Source organism: Arthrobacter sp. YD4 (assembly GCF_030410515.1).
GTDB lineage: Bacteria > Actinomycetota > Actinomycetes > Actinomycetales > Micrococcaceae > Arthrobacter.
Map to the genome: position 1 here is coordinate 26,792 of NZ_JAUHHD010000004.1, position 15,878 is coordinate 42,669.

General features: G+C 69.8%; 11 protein-coding genes. 1 reads left to right on the forward strand and 10 read right to left on the reverse strand.

All coding sequences use genetic code 11. The features are described from left to right. Positions 1 to 14: 14 nt before the first annotated feature. The 10 genes from uvrC to QWJ39_RS11370 all read right to left on the reverse strand — a co-directional run bounded on the left by uvrC (position 15) and on the right by QWJ39_RS11370 (position 13,145). Entirely contained in the window at positions 15 to 2,063 is a 2,049-nt protein-coding gene (gene uvrC / locus QWJ39_RS11325) for an excinuclease ABC subunit UvrC (RefSeq protein ID WP_290257927.1), read from the reverse strand. A 74-nt stretch (positions 2,064 to 2,137) separates the two neighbouring features. After that, positions 2,138 to 2,806 carry a lysophospholipid acyltransferase family protein gene (locus QWJ39_RS11330; protein WP_290257928.1) on the reverse strand — a complete coding sequence of 223 codons (669 nt, stop codon included), beginning with the start codon at positions 2,804 to 2,806 and terminating at the stop codon, positions 2,138 to 2,140. Then, positions 2,793 to 3,515, reverse strand: a complete 723-nt coding sequence (locus QWJ39_RS11335; RefSeq protein WP_290257929.1) for an HAD hydrolase-like protein — start codon at positions 3,513 to 3,515, stop codon at positions 2,793 to 2,795. The genes QWJ39_RS11330 and QWJ39_RS11335 overlap by 14 nt, the downstream gene beginning before the upstream one ends. Positions 3,516 to 3,706: 191 nt before the next feature. After that, positions 3,707 to 6,607: an excinuclease ABC subunit UvrA gene (gene uvrA, locus QWJ39_RS11340; RefSeq protein WP_290258249.1), complete on the reverse strand. Its 2,901-nt coding sequence runs from the start codon at positions 6,605 to 6,607 to the stop codon at positions 3,707 to 3,709. A gap of 163 nt (positions 6,608 to 6,770) precedes the next feature. Then, the gene (locus tag QWJ39_RS11345; RefSeq protein WP_290257930.1) at positions 6,771 to 7,163 is read right to left on the reverse strand and encodes a GntR family transcriptional regulator; all 393 of its coding nucleotides are present in this window, start codon (positions 7,161 to 7,163) and stop codon (positions 6,771 to 6,773) included. Then, positions 7,160 to 8,899 (reverse strand): ABC transporter ATP-binding protein, encoded by a 1,740-nt coding sequence (locus QWJ39_RS11350; RefSeq protein ID WP_290258250.1) that lies wholly within the window; start codon positions 8,897 to 8,899, stop codon positions 7,160 to 7,162. Before QWJ39_RS11350 ends, QWJ39_RS11345 begins: the two co-directional genes overlap by 4 nt. 116 nt (positions 8,900 to 9,015) lie before the next feature. Continuing rightward, positions 9,016 to 10,773, reverse strand: a complete 1,758-nt coding sequence (locus QWJ39_RS11355; RefSeq protein WP_290257931.1) for an ABC transporter ATP-binding protein — start codon at positions 10,771 to 10,773, stop codon at positions 9,016 to 9,018. A 190-nt stretch (positions 10,774 to 10,963) separates the two neighbouring features. Then, on the reverse strand, positions 10,964 to 11,752 hold the full coding sequence (locus QWJ39_RS11360) for a trans-aconitate 2-methyltransferase (protein WP_290257932.1): 789 nt from the start codon (positions 11,750 to 11,752) through the stop codon (positions 10,964 to 10,966). 70 nt (positions 11,753 to 11,822) lie between these two features. Continuing rightward, complete coding sequence (locus QWJ39_RS11365; RefSeq protein ID WP_290257933.1) at positions 11,823 to 12,503, reverse strand: serine esterase; 681 nt, start codon at positions 12,501 to 12,503, stop codon at positions 11,823 to 11,825. Next, positions 12,504 to 13,145 carry an NAD(P)-binding domain-containing protein gene (locus tag QWJ39_RS11370; protein ID WP_290257934.1) on the reverse strand — a complete coding sequence of 214 codons (642 nt, stop codon included), beginning with the start codon at positions 13,143 to 13,145 and terminating at the stop codon, positions 12,504 to 12,506. 178 nt (positions 13,146 to 13,323) lie between these two features. Between QWJ39_RS11370 and QWJ39_RS11375 the strand changes: the two genes are divergently transcribed. Continuing rightward, positions 13,324 to 15,870 (forward strand): DEAD/DEAH box helicase, encoded by a 2,547-nt coding sequence (locus QWJ39_RS11375; protein ID WP_290257935.1) that lies wholly within the window; start codon positions 13,324 to 13,326, stop codon positions 15,868 to 15,870. The last annotated feature ends 8 nt before the right edge of the window (positions 15,871 to 15,878 follow it).

Here is a 15,878-nt window from a genome sequence, read left to right on the forward strand (position 1 = left end):
TTTGCCGGCCCGGGCTAAGTTTCCAGGATTTCTCCGGTGGTCATGTTGATCGCGGGCGCGGCGGGCTCGTCCCCGCCGTCGCCGGCGTCGAAATGCTTCACGATCGCGGCGGCCAGCGCGGGACCGATGCCCTTGGCCGCGGTGAGCTCCTCGACGCTGGCGGCCTTGATGCTCTTGACCGAGCCGAACTGGTTCAGCAGGGCCTTGCGTTTGGATTCGCCGAGGCCGGGCACGCCGTCGAGCACGGAGACGGTCATGGCCTTGCCGCGCTTTTGCCGGTGGAAGGTGATGGCGAAGCGGTGGGCCTCGTCGCGGATCCGCTGCAGCAGGTAGAGCCCGGCGGAGGCGCGGGGCAGGATGACCGGGAAGTCGCTGTCCGGCAGCCACACCTCCTCGAGCCGCTTGGCCAGGCCGACGACGTAGACGTCCTGGATGCCGAGGTCGGCGAGGGCCTTGGCTGCGGCGTTGACCTGGGGCTTGCCGCCGTCGACGACGACGAGGTTCGGCGGGTAGGCGAACTTCGCCTTGGGCGCCGGCGTCGTGGTGTCGGTGACCGGGCCGGAGCCGGGCGCGGCGGACAGGGGCGCGGCGGCGGGGGCGACGGCGGCGGCCTGGGCCGCGGCCAGCGGGCCGGAGCCCGGCTCCGAGCCGGGGGTGACAGCCTGCTCCTGCAGGTAGTTGCGGAAGCGGCGGGTCAGGACGTCGTGCATGGCCGCGGTGTCGTCGTTGGCGGCGGGGCCGGTGACGGAGAACTTGCGGTAGTCCGACTTCTTCGGCAGGCCGTCCTCGACCACCACCATGGAACCGACCACATTGGTGCCCTGGACGTGCGAGATGTCGAAGCATTCGATCCGCAGCAGGGCCACCGGCAGGTCCAGGGCCTCCTGGAGTTCGTTCAGCGCCTGGGACCGCATGGTCAGGTCGCCGGCGCGGCGGGACTTGTGCAGCTTGAGGGCGTGTTCGGCGTTATCCCGGACGGTGGAGAGCAGTGTGGCCTTGTCCCCGCGCTGCGGGACCCGGATGTCCACCCGGGCGCCGCGCAGGCCGCTGAGCCACTGGGCCAGCTCCTCGGCGTTGCTGGGTTCGGCGGGGACCAGTACCTCGCGCGGAAGCCGGCCCTGAACCTCGCCCTCTGCGCCGTAGACCTGCTGCAGGAGGTGTTCGACGAGGTCCGGGGTGGTGGAGTCCTCGACCTTTTCCACCACCCAGCCGCGCTGGCCGCGGATCCGGCCGCCGCGGACGTGGAAGACCTGAACCGCCGCCTCCAGCTCGTCCTCGTAGAGCGCGAAGACGTCGGCGTCGGTGTCCTCGGCGAGGACGACGGCGTTGCGTTCGAATACTTTTTTCAGGGCGGTGATGTCGTCGCGCACCCGGGCGGCCAGCTCGTAGTCCAGTTCGGCCACGGCGGCGGCCATGTCCTTTTCCAGCCGGGAGACGAAACGCTTGGCTTCGCCGCCCATGAAGGCGCAGAAGTCCTCGGCCAGGACCCGGTGGTCCTCCGGGGAGATGCGGCCGACGCAGGGGGCGGAGCACTTGTCGATGTAGCCGAGCAGGCAGGGCCGGCCGCTGGCCTCGGCGCGTTTGAATACCCCGGGGCTGCAGCTGCGGACCGGGAAGACGCGCAGCAGCGTGTCCATGGTGTCGCGGATGGCGCCGGCCGTGTAGGGGCCGAAGTAGCGGGTGCCCTTGCGCCGGTCGCCGCGCATCACCTGCACGCGCGGATACTTTTCCGACATGGTGACCGCGAGGTAGGGGTAGCTCTTGTCGTCGCGGAACATCACGTTGAACCGCGGCTTGAATTCCTTGATCCAGGTGTATTCGAGCTGCAGGGATTCCAGCTCGCTGCCGACGACCGTCCACTCCACGCTGCTGGCGGTGTGCACCATGGCGTGGGTCTTGGGCAGAAGTCCCGCGGGGTTGGCGAAGTACGAGTTCAGCCGGGAGCGGAGGTTCTTGGCCTTGCCGACGTAGATGACCCGGCCGTGCGGGTCCCGGAAACGGTAGACGCCCGGATTGGTGGGGATTTCCCCGGTCTTGGGGCGGTAACTCGCTGGATGTGCCACTAGTTCATTCTACTGAGCGGTACGCCCCGCTCCCGCACACCGTCTTCCGCAAGCCGTCTTCCCGCAGGCGGGCGCTACTCGACGGTTTTGCTCTGGTTGTAGGTGGTCGCGCGTTCCTGGCCGCTCAGCTCCGCGATGGCGTCCATGATCTTGTCGGTGACCTGGCGCCGGGCCGGGAGCGAGTGGTCCGGGCCGGTCTTCTCGAAGTAGAGCGGCTCCCCCACCTTCATGGTGAAGTGCTGCGGGCGGACCTTGTTGCTGTCCGCCGGCTGCAGGTTCTCGGTGCCGATCAGGCCCACCGGGATGACCGGGGCCCCGGTGGTCAGGGCGAGCCAGCCGACGCCGGTGCGGCCGCGGTAAAGGATGCCGTCGCGGGAGCGGGTGCCCTCGGGGTAGATGCCGATGCCCTTGCCGGCTTCGAGAATGTCCAGCAGCGTCTTGAGTGCCTGCACGCTGGCGGCCTGCTCGCCGCGCTCCACCGGGATGGAACCGACGGCCTCGAAGAAGCCCTTCATCAGGCGGCCCTTGACGCCGCTGGTGGTGAAGTATTCGGCCTTGGCGAAGAACGCCACCGGCCGCGGCATGAGGGCCTGGACGATCACGCTGTCCAGGAAGGACAGATGGTTCGGCGCCACGATAAACGGTCCCGTGGTGGGGACGTTCTCGAGTCCGATGACCGTGGGGCGGCAGGTCGAGCTGACCAGCCCCCGCGTGGTCCAGCGGATCGCGTCAAACATTGCCATCGGTGTGCACCTCGTTCAGGGCCTGCAGGGCACCGGTCCGGACGGCGTCCAGCCGGGTAATCGTGTCGGTTAGGTCGGAGGTGCTGTGCACGACCGCCACCGCGCCCGCCCCGGCGAGTTCGCCGTCGAGCGCAAAACCCCACCCTACCCCGATGCACTCCAGACCGTTGGCAGCCGCTCCGGCGACGTCCTGGGCCCGGTCCCCCACCATGACGGCGTGCCCGGTGCCGAGGTCGGCGAGGGCGGCGGCGACGATCCCGGCCTTCCCGGCCGGTCCGTGCGCGGAGGCGGACTCGTCCGCGGCGGAGCCCCGGATGGTGTGGAACAAACCGGTCAGGCCGTGGTGGTCCAGGACGATCCGGGCCAGGTGCTCGGGTTTTTGGGTGGCGACGGCGGCGGGCCGGCCGTCGGCGGCGAAGGACTCCAGCAGTTCGCGGATCCCGTCGTAGACCCGGCTCCGGGCGATGCCCTCGGCGAGGTAGTGCGCCCGGTAGAGCCGGATGACGTCCTCGAGCCGGTCGGCGGGGACGCCGGCGATCTCCAGCAGGGAGTGGCTGAGCTTGGGCCCCACCATCGCGTCCAGGTCGGGGGGGCCCGGGACGGGCATCCCGAGCTGCCGCAGGGCGGCGGCGATGCCCCCGGTGATGCCGCCGGCCGGATCGACCAGGGTGCCGTCCAGGTCGAAGATCACGGGCACGGGGGTAGGCATCACGGGCCTTAGTTTCTCACGAGGGCCGGGAAGGCCGAAATTCGTCCAAACGAACGGCTAACCGGAGGCCGGCTCCCGTGCGGCACGCTGCCACGGTTGTCGCTCGACGCACACATGCCCTGCCGCACCAGGAATTTCGGGTGCGGCAGGGCATATGCGCGTCGACAGCCTCTTGATGCGTCGAGAAGGGGCTAGCCGAGGATTTCGGCGAGGAACGCCGCCGTGTGGCTGTCCTTGGACTTGGCGACCTGTTCCGGGGTGCCGGAGGCGACGATCCGCCCGCCCCCGGAGCCGCCGTCGGGGCCCAGGTCCACGATCCAGTCCGCACTCTTGATCACGTCAAGGTTGTGCTCGATGGTGATCACGGTGTTGCCCTTGTCCACGAGGCCCTGCAGCACCATGAGGAGCTTGCGGATGTCCTCGAAGTGCAGGCCGGTGGTCGGCTCGTCCAGGACGTAGACGCTGCGGCCGTTGGAGCGCTTCTGCAGTTCCGCCGCGAGCTTGACGCGCTGCGCCTCGCCGCCGGAGAGGGTGGTGGCGGGCTGGCCCAACCGCACGTAACCGAGGCCGACGTCGACCAGGGTGCGCAGGTGCCGGGCGATCGGCGAGAACGCGGCAAAGAACTCCGCGCCCTCCTCGATCGGCATGTTCAGCACGTCCGCGATGGTCTTGCCCTTGTAGTGGACCTCGAGCGTTTCCCGGTTGTAGCGGGCGCCGTGGCAGACCTCGCACGGGACGTAGACGTCCGGCAGGAAGTTCATCTCGATCTTCAGGGTGCCGTCGCCGGAGCACGCCTCGCAGCGGCCGCCCTTGACGTTGAAGGAGAACCGGCCGGGCAGGTAGCCGCGTACCTTGGCCTCCGTCGTCTCGGCGAAGAGCTTCCGGATGTGGTCGAAGACGCCGGTGTAGGTGGCCGGGTTGGACCGGGGCGTGCGGCCGATGGGGCTCTGGTCGACGTGGACCACCTTGTCCAGGTGCTCGAGGCCCTGCACGGTCTTGTGCCGGCCGGCCACCTGCTTGGCGCCGTTGAGCTTGGTTGCGAGGACCTTGTAGAGGATCTCGTTGACCAGCGTGGACTTGCCGGAGCCGCTGACGCCGGTGACTGCGGTGAAGAGCCCCAGCGGGAAGGAGGCGTCTACGTTGAGGAGGTTGTTTTCCTTGGCCCCGACGACCTTCAGCTCGCGCTTCTTGTCGTACTTGCGGCGCTTCTTCGGCACCGCGATGGCCTTCCGGCCGGACAGGTAGTCGCCGGTGAGGGACTCGGTGTTCTTCAGCAGGTCCTGGTAGGAGCCGGAGTGGACCACCTTTCCGCCGTGCTCGCCGGCGCCCGGTCCGATGTCCACCACCCAGTCGGCCTCGTGGATGGTGTCCTCGTCGTGTTCGACCACGATCAGGGTGTTGCCGAGGTCCCGGAGCCGGGTGAGGGTTTCGATGAGGCGGCGGTTGTCGCGCTGGTGCAGGCCGATCGAGGGCTCGTCGAGGACGTAGAGCACGCCCACCAGGCCGGAGCCGATCTGGGTGGCCAGGCGGATGCGCTGGGCCTCGCCGCCGGAGAGGGTGCCGGAGGACCGTTCCAGGTTCAGGTATTCGAGGCCGACGTCCAGCAGGAAGGTCAGGCGGGCCTGGATCTCCTTGAGCACCTGGTTGGCGATCTGGGCCTCGCGGCCGGTGAGCACCAGGGTGTCCAGGAAGTGGGCGCACTCGCGCATCGGCAGGGCGGCGACCTCGGCGATGGATTTGCCGTTGATCAGCACGGACAGCGACGCCGGGTTCAGGCGGGCGCCGTTGCAGGCCGGGCACGGGACCTGCCGCATGTATTCCTCGTAGCGGTCGCGGGCCGAGTCGGAGTCCGTCTCGGTGTGCTTGCGGTGCACGTACTGCACGACGCCCTCGAAGCCGGTGCTGTACTTGCGTTCCCGGCCGAAGCGGTTGCGGTACTGCACGACCACCTTGTGGTCCTTGCCGTGCAGGACGGTCTGGCGGGCGTCCTTGGAGAGTTTCTCCCAGGGCGTGGTCATGGAGAAGCCGACGTCCTTGGCGAGGCCGCTGAGGAGACGAATCCAGTATTCGGTCGTGGCGGCGCCCATCGACCAGGGGGCGATGGCTCCCTCGGCCAGGGACAGCTCGGGATTGGGGACGATGAGTTCCTCGTCCACCTCGAGCCGGGTGCCGATACCGCTGCAGACCGAGCAGGCGCCGAACGGGTTGTTGAAGGAGAAGGAGCGGGGCTCGATCTCGTCCAGCGCGAGGGGGTGCTCGTTGGGGCAGGCGAGGTGCTCGGAGAACGCGCGGATCCGCTCGGGATCATCGGCGTCGAGGTCCACGAACTCTGCCAGGACGCGGCCCTCGGCGAGCCCCAGGGCGGTCTCCACCGAGTCGGTCAGGCGCTGGCGGATGCCTTCCTTCACCACCAGGCGGTCCACCACCACCTCGATGGTGTGCTTGAACTGCTTGCCCAGCTTGGGCGGGTCGCTGAGCTGGACCAGCTTGTCGTCCACCCGGGCGCGGGAGTAGCCCTTGGCGCTGAGCTCCTTGAAGAGCTCGACGAATTCGCCCTTGCGGCCGCGGACCACGGGCGCAAGGACCTGGAACCGGGTGCCCTCGGGCAGTTCCTGCAGCTGGTCGACGATCTGCTGCGGGGTCTGCTTGGTGACGGGCTCGCCGCAGACCGGGCAGTGCGGGCGCCCCACACGGGCCCAGAGCAGGCGCATGTAGTCGTAGATCTCGGTGATGGTGCCTACGGTGGAGCGGGGGTTCTTGCTGGTGGACTTCTGGTCGATCGAGACCGCGGGCGAGAGGCCCTCGATGAAGTCGACGTCGGGCTTGTCCACCTGGCCCAGGAACTGCCGGGCGTAGGCGGAGAGCGACTCGACATAGCGGCGCTGGCCCTCGGCGAAGATGGTGTCGAACGCCAGGGAGGACTTGCCGGAGCCGGAGAGGCCGGTGAAGACGATCATCGCGTCGCGCGGCAGGTCCAGGTCAACGTTGCGCAAGTTGTGCTCGCGGGCGCCCTTCACCACCAGGCGGGACAGGTCGGGCCGTTCCGGCACCGCGGTGGCCACCCGGGCCGTCTTTCCTTCGGTCCGGGACACGGCTTTTCCGGGCTCCGGCGCGGTGGCGTCAGGCTGGACAACGACGGCGGGTTCTTCAGCTACGGCTTTAGGCACGCTTACCATGCTAATCGAAAACTTCTTCGAATCGCTATTCGGGCGGTGCGTGTGCTAGGGCACCCCGGTCAGGGGCGCTCAACGCCGCTCAGTGGCGGTCGTACGCGGCGGCGAGCAGCTGGACCGCCTCGGCGAAGCTGGCGCCCTTGGCCCGCGCGGCGGCGGCGTAGTCGGCGGCGGACTCGGCGAGGGACCCCCAGGCCTCGTCCCGCGCGCAGACCACCGTGCCGTTGCGGCCCTGGGTGCTGACGACGCCGGCGGCCTCGAGTTCCTTGTAGGCGCGGGCCACGGTGTGCGGCGCGACGCCCAGCTCGGCGGCCAGGCTGCGGACGGCGGGGAGCCGGGTTCCGGGGGCGAGCGTGCCGTCGTCGGCCCGTTCGATGATGTTCAGCCGCAGCTGCTCGAACAGCGGGACGGAGCTGGCGGTGCTGGGCTTCCAGGTGCCCGGAAAGGCGGCCGTGCCGGCGGCGGGAGGCGTCACCGGCCGGACTCCAGGGCGTCCGCGGCGGCCGGCAGCCCGGCGAACTGGGCGCGGCACAGCGCGGCGTAGTGGCCTCCCCGTCCGGTCAGTTCCTGGTGGGTGCCCTGCTCAACGATGCGTCCTTGGTCCATGACGAGAATTAGATCAGCGTCCCGGACGGTGGACAAGCGGTGGGCAATCACGAAGCTGGTCCGGTCCTCCCGGAGCCGTGCCATCGCTTCCCGGATCTGCAGCTCGGTCCTGCTGTCCACGGAGCTGGTGGCCTCGTCCAGGACCAGGATGCTGCCGCCGGCCAGGTGGGTGCGGGCGATCGAGATCAACTGGCGCTGGCCGCGGCTGAGCGAGCCGCCGTCGTTGCCGAGGACGGTGGCGTACCCGTCCGGGAGGGCGCGGACGAACGGGTCGACGTGGCTGGCCTGCGCGGCGGCGATGATGTCCGCGTCGGGGGCGCCGGGCCGGCCGTACTCGATGTTGTCCCGGATGGTGCCGGTGAAGAGCCAGGCGTCCTGCAGGACGGTTCCGATGCCCGCCCGGAGGACGTCCCTGGGCAGCTCCGCGATGTCGACGCCGTCGATGGTGATGCGGCCGGCGTCGGGCTCGTAGAAGCGCATCAGGAGGTTGACCACCGTGGTCTTCCCGGCGCCGGTGTGGCCGACGATCGCCACCGTTTGGCCGGGTTCGGCCGTGAAGCTGAGGTCGCGGACCACCGGTGCGTCCGGGCGGTAGCCGAAGCTGACCCCCTCGAAGCGGATCCGTCCGGCCGGAAGGGCGGCGTTGCCGGTGCCGGCTGGCACGGCGACTTCTCCGGTGTCGGCGGGGATTTCGTCCGCGTCGAGCAGGGCGAAGACGCGCCCGGCGGACGCCAGGCAGGACTGGATCAGGGTGAGCATGCCGCCGATCTGCCCCATCGGCTGGCTGAAGAGCCTGCTGAACTGGATGAAGGCCTGGACACCGCCGATGCTCATGGTTCCCGCGGCCACCTGGAGTGCCCCGATGACGGCGACGGCGATGTAGTTGAGGTTGGCGACGAACAGCATCAGCGGCTGCACCATCCCGGAGAGGTATTGGGCGCTGGAGGCGGCCCGGTAGAGCCGCTCGTTCCCGGCGCGGAAGACCGTGGCGGCGGCCTCCTGGCGGCCGAAGGCCTTGACCACCTCGTGCCCGGAGAAGAATTCCTCGAGGTGGGCCTGGACGGCGCCGGTGCTGCTCCACTGTTCGCCGAAGTGCGCCTGCGACCGGCGTGCCACCAGGACGGTGACCAGGGTGGACACCGGCACGGAAACGAGCGCTATGAGCGCCAGCAGCGGCGAGAGCCAGATCATCATGGTCAGCGCCCCGGTGAGCATCAGGACGGACATGATCAACTGGTTGAGCAGTTGGTTCAGGGACTGGGAGACGTTGTCGACGTCGTTGGTGGCCCGGCTCAGCACGTCGCCGCGGTGCTGGCCCTCGAAGTGGGCGGACGGCAGGACGTGGACCTTGCGTTCGACGGCGGCCCGGAGGCCGTAGCTGAGCCGCTGCACGGCGGTGGCGGTGAGGGCGCCCTGGATCCAGCTGAAGACGGAGGCGCCGAGGTACATCAGCGACACCGCCAGCAGCAGCCGGCCCAGGTGCGCCTCGTCGAAGCCCCGGCCCATGACGCCGCGGACCACGATGTCGGTGGCGTCGCCCAGGTACTTCGGTGCGGCGACGTTCAGGGCGGCGAAGCCGCAGGTTGCCGCGACGACGCCTGCCATCCTGAGCCGCACGGGCCGGAGCAGTCCGAGCAGCCGGGCTGCCGTCCGCCGCCGCGGCGGGGGCGGCGGGGTGACGGCTGTGTCGGTTTCGGCCGTGTCGGCGGCGCCGTCGGCGGTCACAGGCTGTCCGCCAGGATCAGCTGGGAGGCGGCGATGTCCCGGTACGCCGGGGAGCCGGCCAGCAGCGCGTCGTGGCTGCCCTGCGCGCTGACCCGCCCCTCCTCCAGCACGAGAATGGTGTCCGCGTCCGCGATGCTGGCCACCCGTTCGGCCACCACCAGCACGGTGGCGTCCGCCAGCAGGGGTTGCAGGGCGCGGCGCAGCCGGTGGTCGGTGCCGTAGTCCAGGGCCGAGAAGCTGTCGTCGAAGAGGTAGACGTCGGCGTGGCGGAGCAGGGCCCGGGCGATGCAGAGCCGCTGCCGCTGGCCGCCGGAGAGGTTGCCGCCGCCCTGGCTGAGCGGGGCGTCGAGCCCGCCGTCGAGTTCGCGGACGAAGACGTCGGCCTGCGCAGCCTCCAGCGCCTCCCACAGTTCGGCGTCGGTGGCGTCGGGCCCGCCCACCCGGAGGTTCCGCGCCACGGTCCCGCCGAAAAGGTGGGAGTGCTGCGGCACCAGCGAAATCCTGCCGCGCAGCTGGTCCAGGGGCAGCGTGGCGATGTCGGCCCCGCCCAGGAAGACGGTGCCGTGCGTCGGATCCAGGAAGCGTGGCAGGAGGTTCACCAGCGTGGTCTTCCCGCTGCCGGTGGCGCCGATGACCGCGGTCGTGGTGCCGGGGCGGGCCGTGAAGCTGATCCCGGAGAGCACGGGCTTCTCGGCCCCCGGATAGGCGAAGCCGACGTCGCGGAACTCGACCGTCCCGGCGGCGGCGCGGGGTTCGACCGTCCGGACTGCAGCGCCGACGACGGCGGTGCGGGGGTCGGCGATGGACGGCTCGGTGTCCAGCACCGCCCGGATCCGTTCGGCGCAGACGGCAGCCCGGGGCGCCGTAGTGAACACATACATGGCCATGACGATCGCGATCATGATCTGCAGGATGTAGGCGATGAACGCGGCCAGGGTGCCCACCTTCATCTGCCCGGCGGCAATCCGGTGCCCGCCGAACCAGACGACCGCCACGGATGACAGGTTCACCACGATCATGATCAGGGGATTCATCCCGGCCACCAACAGCGCCGAATCCAGGTTGTTCCGGGTGAGGTCCCGGTTGACCGCGCCGAAGCGCCGCATCTCGTGCTCCTGTCGCACGAAGCTGCGGATCACGTTGGCACCGATGATTTGCTCCCGCAGCGTCCGGCCGGCGCGGTCGATGAGCTGCTGGCCCGCCCGGTAGAGCGGGATCAGCCGGCGGACGATCAGGAACATGATCGCTGCCAGGAGCGGGATGACGGCGACCACGATGCCGGAAAGCGCCACGTCCTGGTGAACCGCCAGCACGATGCCGCCGACGAAGCTGGCGGGCGCCGCCACCAGCATTGTCAGGACCAGCAGGGTGAGGTTCTGGATCTGGACGACGTCGTTGGTGGCCCGGGTGACCAGGCTGGACGCGCCGAAGCCGGCGATGTCCTGCGAGGAGAAGGTCTGCACGGTGGCGAAGAGGTCGCTGCGCAGGTCCCGGGCGACCCGCATGGCGACGACGGCGCCGAGGTAGCCTGCGGCGAGGGCCGTGACCACCTGCACCGCGGCGACGGCGGCCATGACGGCCCCCAGGCGCGGGATGGCCGGGGTGTCGCCGGCGACGATCCCCTGGTCGATGATCGCCGCATTCAGGGTGGGAAGGAGCAGGTTGGCGGTGGTCTGGAGCAGCTGAAGCCCGATGATGGCCGCGACCGCGCCCCGATGCGCGGCCAGCGCCCGTCTGATCAGGGCAAACAGCATAGAACCTCCAACGTCGGGTCACGCAGCGTGATGGCGGACGTCGTAGCCGTCGCCCGCCGGGCCGGTACCGTCCCCCGGCCTGGCGGCGGAAAGGTACCCGGAAGCGGAGAGTCGCGCGGCCGCCCCCAGACCGCTTTGTCATTGTATGCCTACGACTCAGCGGAAGTTGTCACACGGCGTGTCACATCAGTCAATCGAGGAGGGAACCGCCGCGCTTGCGGGCGACGGCGAAGACCCTGCGGAACTCGAAGACCGTCCCGTGCGGCCCCCGCGGGTAGGCCTCCCGGAGCATCGCACCGTACTGCGCCTCGAAGCGTTCGGCGTCCGTGCCGTCGAGTGCGTCGAGGACCGGCCGCAGTCCGGTGCCGCGAACCCACTCCAGGACGGCGTCCGGACCCTGAAGCACCTGCAGGTAGGTGGTCTCCCAGACGTCCGCGTCGCAGCCGGCATCGAGCATCAGCTTCAGGTAGTCGGCGGGCTGGCCCACGACGTCGTCGTGCCGGAGGACTCCGGCGAGCGGCACGGCCCACTCCCCCGTCCCGGCCAGGGAGCGCATCAGCGCGTGCGAGGGGGCATCGAAGTTGCCCGGGACCTGGAGGGCGAACCACGCGCCGGGGCGGAGCGCGGCCAGCCAGCCCTCCAGCAGCCCGCGGTGGCCCGGGACCCATTGCAGGGCCGCGTTGGTGACCACGACGTCGGTTTCCGGACCGGGCTGCCAGCCGGCGATGTCGGCCCGTTCGAAGCTGAGGCCGCCGCCGGCCAGCGCCGCCGCACGTTCCAGCATCTCCGGTGAGGAGTCGATACCCACCACGTCGGCACCGGGCCAGCGGGCGGCGAGGGCAGCCGTCAGGTTGCCCGGTCCGCAGCCGAGGTCCACCACCTGCCGCGGCGCTTCGGCCCGGATCCGCCCGGTCAGGTCGAAGAAGGGCCGGTCCCGGTGGTCGCCGAACTGTGCATACTTGGCCGCATCCCACTTCATGAGTTCCCCCGCCTCGCAATGCTCTTTAACCGCAGTGTTCTTTCACCCGCAGCGTTCTTCCAGGGGAAGCCTAAGCCCGGGCGGGGGCCGCCGGGGCGTCACGGTCCGTGGTCCGCGCGGCGCCCGCCGCGAGGTCCGCGATCCAGGAGCCCAGCTCCGCCAGGGTGCGGGCCGAGATGGCGTGGCCGCCCGGGTCGCGCCGGGAGCGGGTGGCCGCGGATGATTCGCCCCGCAGGTACCGCCAGGTGCGGTCGAGCAGTTCGGCGGGGATCACCCGGTCCTGCTCGCCCTGGGCCACGAAGACGGGCGTCCCGTCGAGCAGGCCAGGGGTCACGGGGACTCCGGCGTCGAAGGGCAGCGTCCCGTAGAGGATGGCCGCGCCGGCGTAGCGGCCCGGGTCGGAGAGCAGCAGCCCGCCGGCGAAGGCGGCGCCGCCGCTGAAGCCCACCAGCACCACGGGGCGGCCGGCCGGGGCGGCCCCGTCCAACCATGTCCGGAACCAGGCCATGGTCCCGGCCAGGGATTCGGCCACGGGCCGTCCGATGCCGCGGTTGGCAAACCAGGCATAGCCGCCGCCCTCGACGATGGGGGCCCGCACGGCGGCATAGGCGGCGCCCTCGGGCAGCGCGCCGGCCAGGCCCAGGATGTCGCGTTCGTTCGATCCCCGGCCGTGCAGCAGGACCACGAGTGGTGCCTCCGGGTCTTCGGACCCTGCGGTCGCCACCACCGGCGCCGGATAGGTGTCCGTCATTTACTTCGTCACCTTCAGGCCGGTGTCCCAGGTGAAGTCGGGGAACGCGGGGCTGGCCTGCATGGTCATGAGGACGAACTGGAAGCCTTCGAGTTCGCGTGCGCGCTTGAGCGGTCCGACGGCGAGGGGCCGCATGCCGGCGTCGCCGACGAAGCGGGCGACGGCGGCGGTGGCCGCCTCGTCGTCGCCGGCGATGAAGACGTCCAGCGGCTGCCCGGCGGACTGGCCGGTCATGAGGGTTCCGGCGAAGGTGGTGTTGAAGGCCTTGACGACGGGCGCACCGGCGGGGGCCAGGGCGGTAATTTCCTCGGCCGCGGAGCTGCCCGGGGCGACCACGAGGGAGTCGAAGGTCTCGAAGTTGACGGGGTTCGTGATGTCAACGATGACCTTGCCGGCCAGGGCGGCGCCATAGCTCTCCACCACGTCCCTGGCGGCGTCGAACGGAACCGCGAGGACGAGGAGGCCGCCGGCGGGGGTGCTCCCGATGCTGCCGTGGCCGACGCCTGCGCCGAGTTCACCAGCCAGCGTCCGGGCCTTGTCCGCGTCCCGGCCAAGGATTTCGACGGTGCGGCCGGCGGCGAGGGCGCGGGTAGCAATGCCACGGGCCATGGAGCCGTTGCCGATGATGGTGATGTCAGTCATGGGGTTCTTCTTTCCAAAGAGGCGTGCCAGGAGGTTTTTCATGGGGTTCTGTTCTGCCGGGATCGAATTGATAAGTTGAAGCTACAACTAAAACTACGCCGCTGCAGTTGAATGTTCAAGTGTTTGCCGCGCCGGTGCGGAATCCTGCCCGACGGCCGCGGCACTAAGCTGGAAGGCAATGAAACTCGTAGATCAGCTCCCCGCCCCGGCCGCCCGCGTTTCAGGCGGCGCGGGTGTGGACCCGGACGAGCTGTACACCCGCTTCGTCGAGTGGACGGAGAGCCGCGGAATCGCCCTCTACCCGGCCCAGGACGAGGCCGTCATGGAACTGGCCTCCGGGGCCAACGTCATCCTCGCCACCCCCACCGGTTCGGGTAAATCGCTGGTAGCGATTGCCGCCCATTACCAGGCGATGGCCCGCGGACAGCGCAGCTACTACACCGCCCCGATCAAGGCCCTGGTCTCCGAGAAGTTCTTCGCGCTCTGCGACATCTTCGGCGCCGAGAACGTCGGCATGATCACCGGCGACTCCGGCGTCAACCAGGACGCCCCGATCATCTGCTGCACGGCCGAGATCCTGGCCAACATCGCCCTCCGGGAGGGCTCCGCCGCCGAACTCGGCTCCGTGATCATGGACGAGTTCCACTTCTATTCGGACCCCCAGCGCGGCTGGGCGTGGCAGGTGCCGCTGCTGGAACTGCCGCAGGCCCAGTTCCTGCTGATGTCCGCGACCCTCGGCGACGTCAGCCGCTTCGAAACCGGCATCACCGACCTGACCGGCCGCCCCACCACCACGGTCAGCTCCGCGGAGCGGCCCATCCCGCTGCACTTCTACTACCAGCAGACGCCGGTGCACGAAACCCTGGAGGAGTTGCTCTCCACGAAACAGGTCCCGGTGTACGTGGTGCACTTCAGCCAGCTGGAGGCGATCGACCGGGCCCAGACGCTGATGAGCATCAACGTCTGCACCCGGGAGGAAAAGGACCGGATCGCCGAACTCATCGCCGGCTTCCGGTTCGCGCCCGGGTTCGGCAAGACCCTGAACCGGCTGGTCCGGCACGGCATCGGCGTCCACCACGCGGGCATGCTGCCCAAGTACCGCCGCCTGGTGGAGCAGCTCGCGCAGGCGGGGCTGCTGAAGGTCATCTGCGGCACGGACACCCTGGGCGTGGGCATCAACGTTCCCATCCGCACCGTGCTGCTCACCGCCTTGAGCAAGTACGACGGCGTCCGCACCCGTCTGCTGAACTCGCGCGAATTCCATCAGATCGCCGGACGCGCGGGCCGCGCAGGCTACGACACCGCCGGCACCGTGGTGGTCCAGGCGCCCGAGCACGTGATCGAGAACGTCAAGGCGATGGCCAAGGCCACCGCCAAGTTCGGCGACGACCAGAAGAAGCTCCGCCAGGTGGTCAAGAAGAAGCCGCCCGAGGGCTTCGTGTCCTGGGGTGAGCCGACCTTCCAGCGGCTGGTCGAGTCCGTGCCGGATCCCCTGGTCTCCAGCTTCACCGTCACGCACGCGATGCTGATGAACCTGATGGAACGCCCCGGCGATCCCTTCCAGGCCGCCCGCCGGCTGCTGACCGAGAACCACGAAACGAGGCCCGCGCAGCTGAAGCTGATGAAGCGCGCTCTCGGCATCTACCGCGAGCTCCTGGCGGCGGGCGTCGTCGAGCGGATCCCGGCCGCCGAGCAGGGCCCGGACGGCCGGTCGGTCCGGCTGACCGTGCACCTGCAGGCCAACTTCGCACTGAACCAGCCGCTCTCCCCCTTCGCCCTGGCGGCGTTGGACCTGCTGGACCCGGAGTCGCCGTCGTACGCCCTGGACGTTGTCTCGGTGATCGAATCGACGCTGGAGAAGCCGCGGCAGATCCTCTCCGCGCAGCAGAAGAAGGCCCGCGGCGAGGCCGTCGCCGCGATGAAGGCGGACGGGATCGACTATGACCAGCGGATGGCCATGCTGGAGGAAGTCACCTACCCGCAGCCGCTGGCCGAAATCCTCGGCGAGGCGTTCGACGTCTACCGCAAGGCCGCGCCCTGGATCGGCGACTTCGAACTCGCACCCAAGTCCGTCATCCGCGACATGTACGAACGGGCCATGAACTTCGGCGAGTTCGTCCAGTTCTACGGCCTGGCCCGCTCCGAGGGGATCGTGCTCCGCTACCTGGCGGACGGCTTCAAGGCGCTCCGACAGACCGTGCCGCAGGACGCCCTGCGCGAGGACCTCGAGGACCTGATCGCCTGGCTCGGCGAGCTGGTCCGGCAGGTCGACTCCAGCCTGCTGGACGAATGGGAGGAACTCACCTCCGGCGCCGCGCCCACCCCGCACGACGCTCCCCCTCCCCCGCCGCCGTCGCTGACATCCAACGTCCGGGCCTTCCGGGTGATGGTGCGGAATGAGATGTTCCGCCGCGTTGAGCTCTTCGCGGACGAGGCCGCCACCGAACTCGGGGAGCTCGACGGCGCCGCCGGCTGGGACGCCGAGCGCTGGGAGGACGCCCTGGACGACTACTTCGACGAACACAACGACATCGGCACCGGGCCGGACGCGCGCGGACCCGGGCTGCTGATCATCACCGAGGAGCCGGGCCGCTGGAAGGTCCGGCAGATCTTCGACGATCCGGAGGGCAACCACGACTGGGGCATCTCCGCCGAGGTGGACCTCGCCGCCTCCGACGAGGCCGGCAGCGCGGTGGTGCGCGTGACCGACGTTAACCGTCTGTAGCCGCTAGT

What these genes read in the sequence shown, in the direction of transcription:
- QWJ39_RS11350 (WP_290258250.1), bottom strand. Translation starts at nt 8,899, where the DNA reads ATGGCAGGCGTCGTCGCGGCAACCTGCGGCTTCGCCGCCCTGAACGTC.
- QWJ39_RS11360 (WP_290257932.1), bottom strand. Translation starts at nt 11,752, where the DNA reads ATGAAGTGGGATGCGGCCAAGTATGCACAGTTCGGCGACCACCGGGAC.
- QWJ39_RS11375 (WP_290257935.1), top strand. Translation starts at nt 13,324, where the DNA reads ATGAAACTCGTAGATCAGCTCCCCGCCCCGGCCGCCCGCGTTTCAGGC.
- QWJ39_RS11370 (WP_290257934.1), bottom strand. Translation starts at nt 13,145, where the DNA reads ATGACTGACATCACCATCATCGGCAACGGCTCCATGGCCCGTGGCATT.
- QWJ39_RS11355 (WP_290257931.1), bottom strand. Translation starts at nt 10,773, where the DNA reads ATGCTGTTTGCCCTGATCAGACGGGCGCTGGCCGCGCATCGGGGCGCG.
- QWJ39_RS11335 (WP_290257929.1), bottom strand. Translation starts at nt 3,515, where the DNA reads ATGCCTACCCCCGTGCCCGTGATCTTCGACCTGGACGGCACCCTGGTC.
- QWJ39_RS11365 (WP_290257933.1), bottom strand. Translation starts at nt 12,503, where the DNA reads ATGACGGACACCTATCCGGCGCCGGTGGTGGCGACCGCAGGGTCCGAA.
- QWJ39_RS11330 (WP_290257928.1), bottom strand. Translation starts at nt 2,806, where the DNA reads ATGGCAATGTTTGACGCGATCCGCTGGACCACGCGGGGGCTGGTCAGC.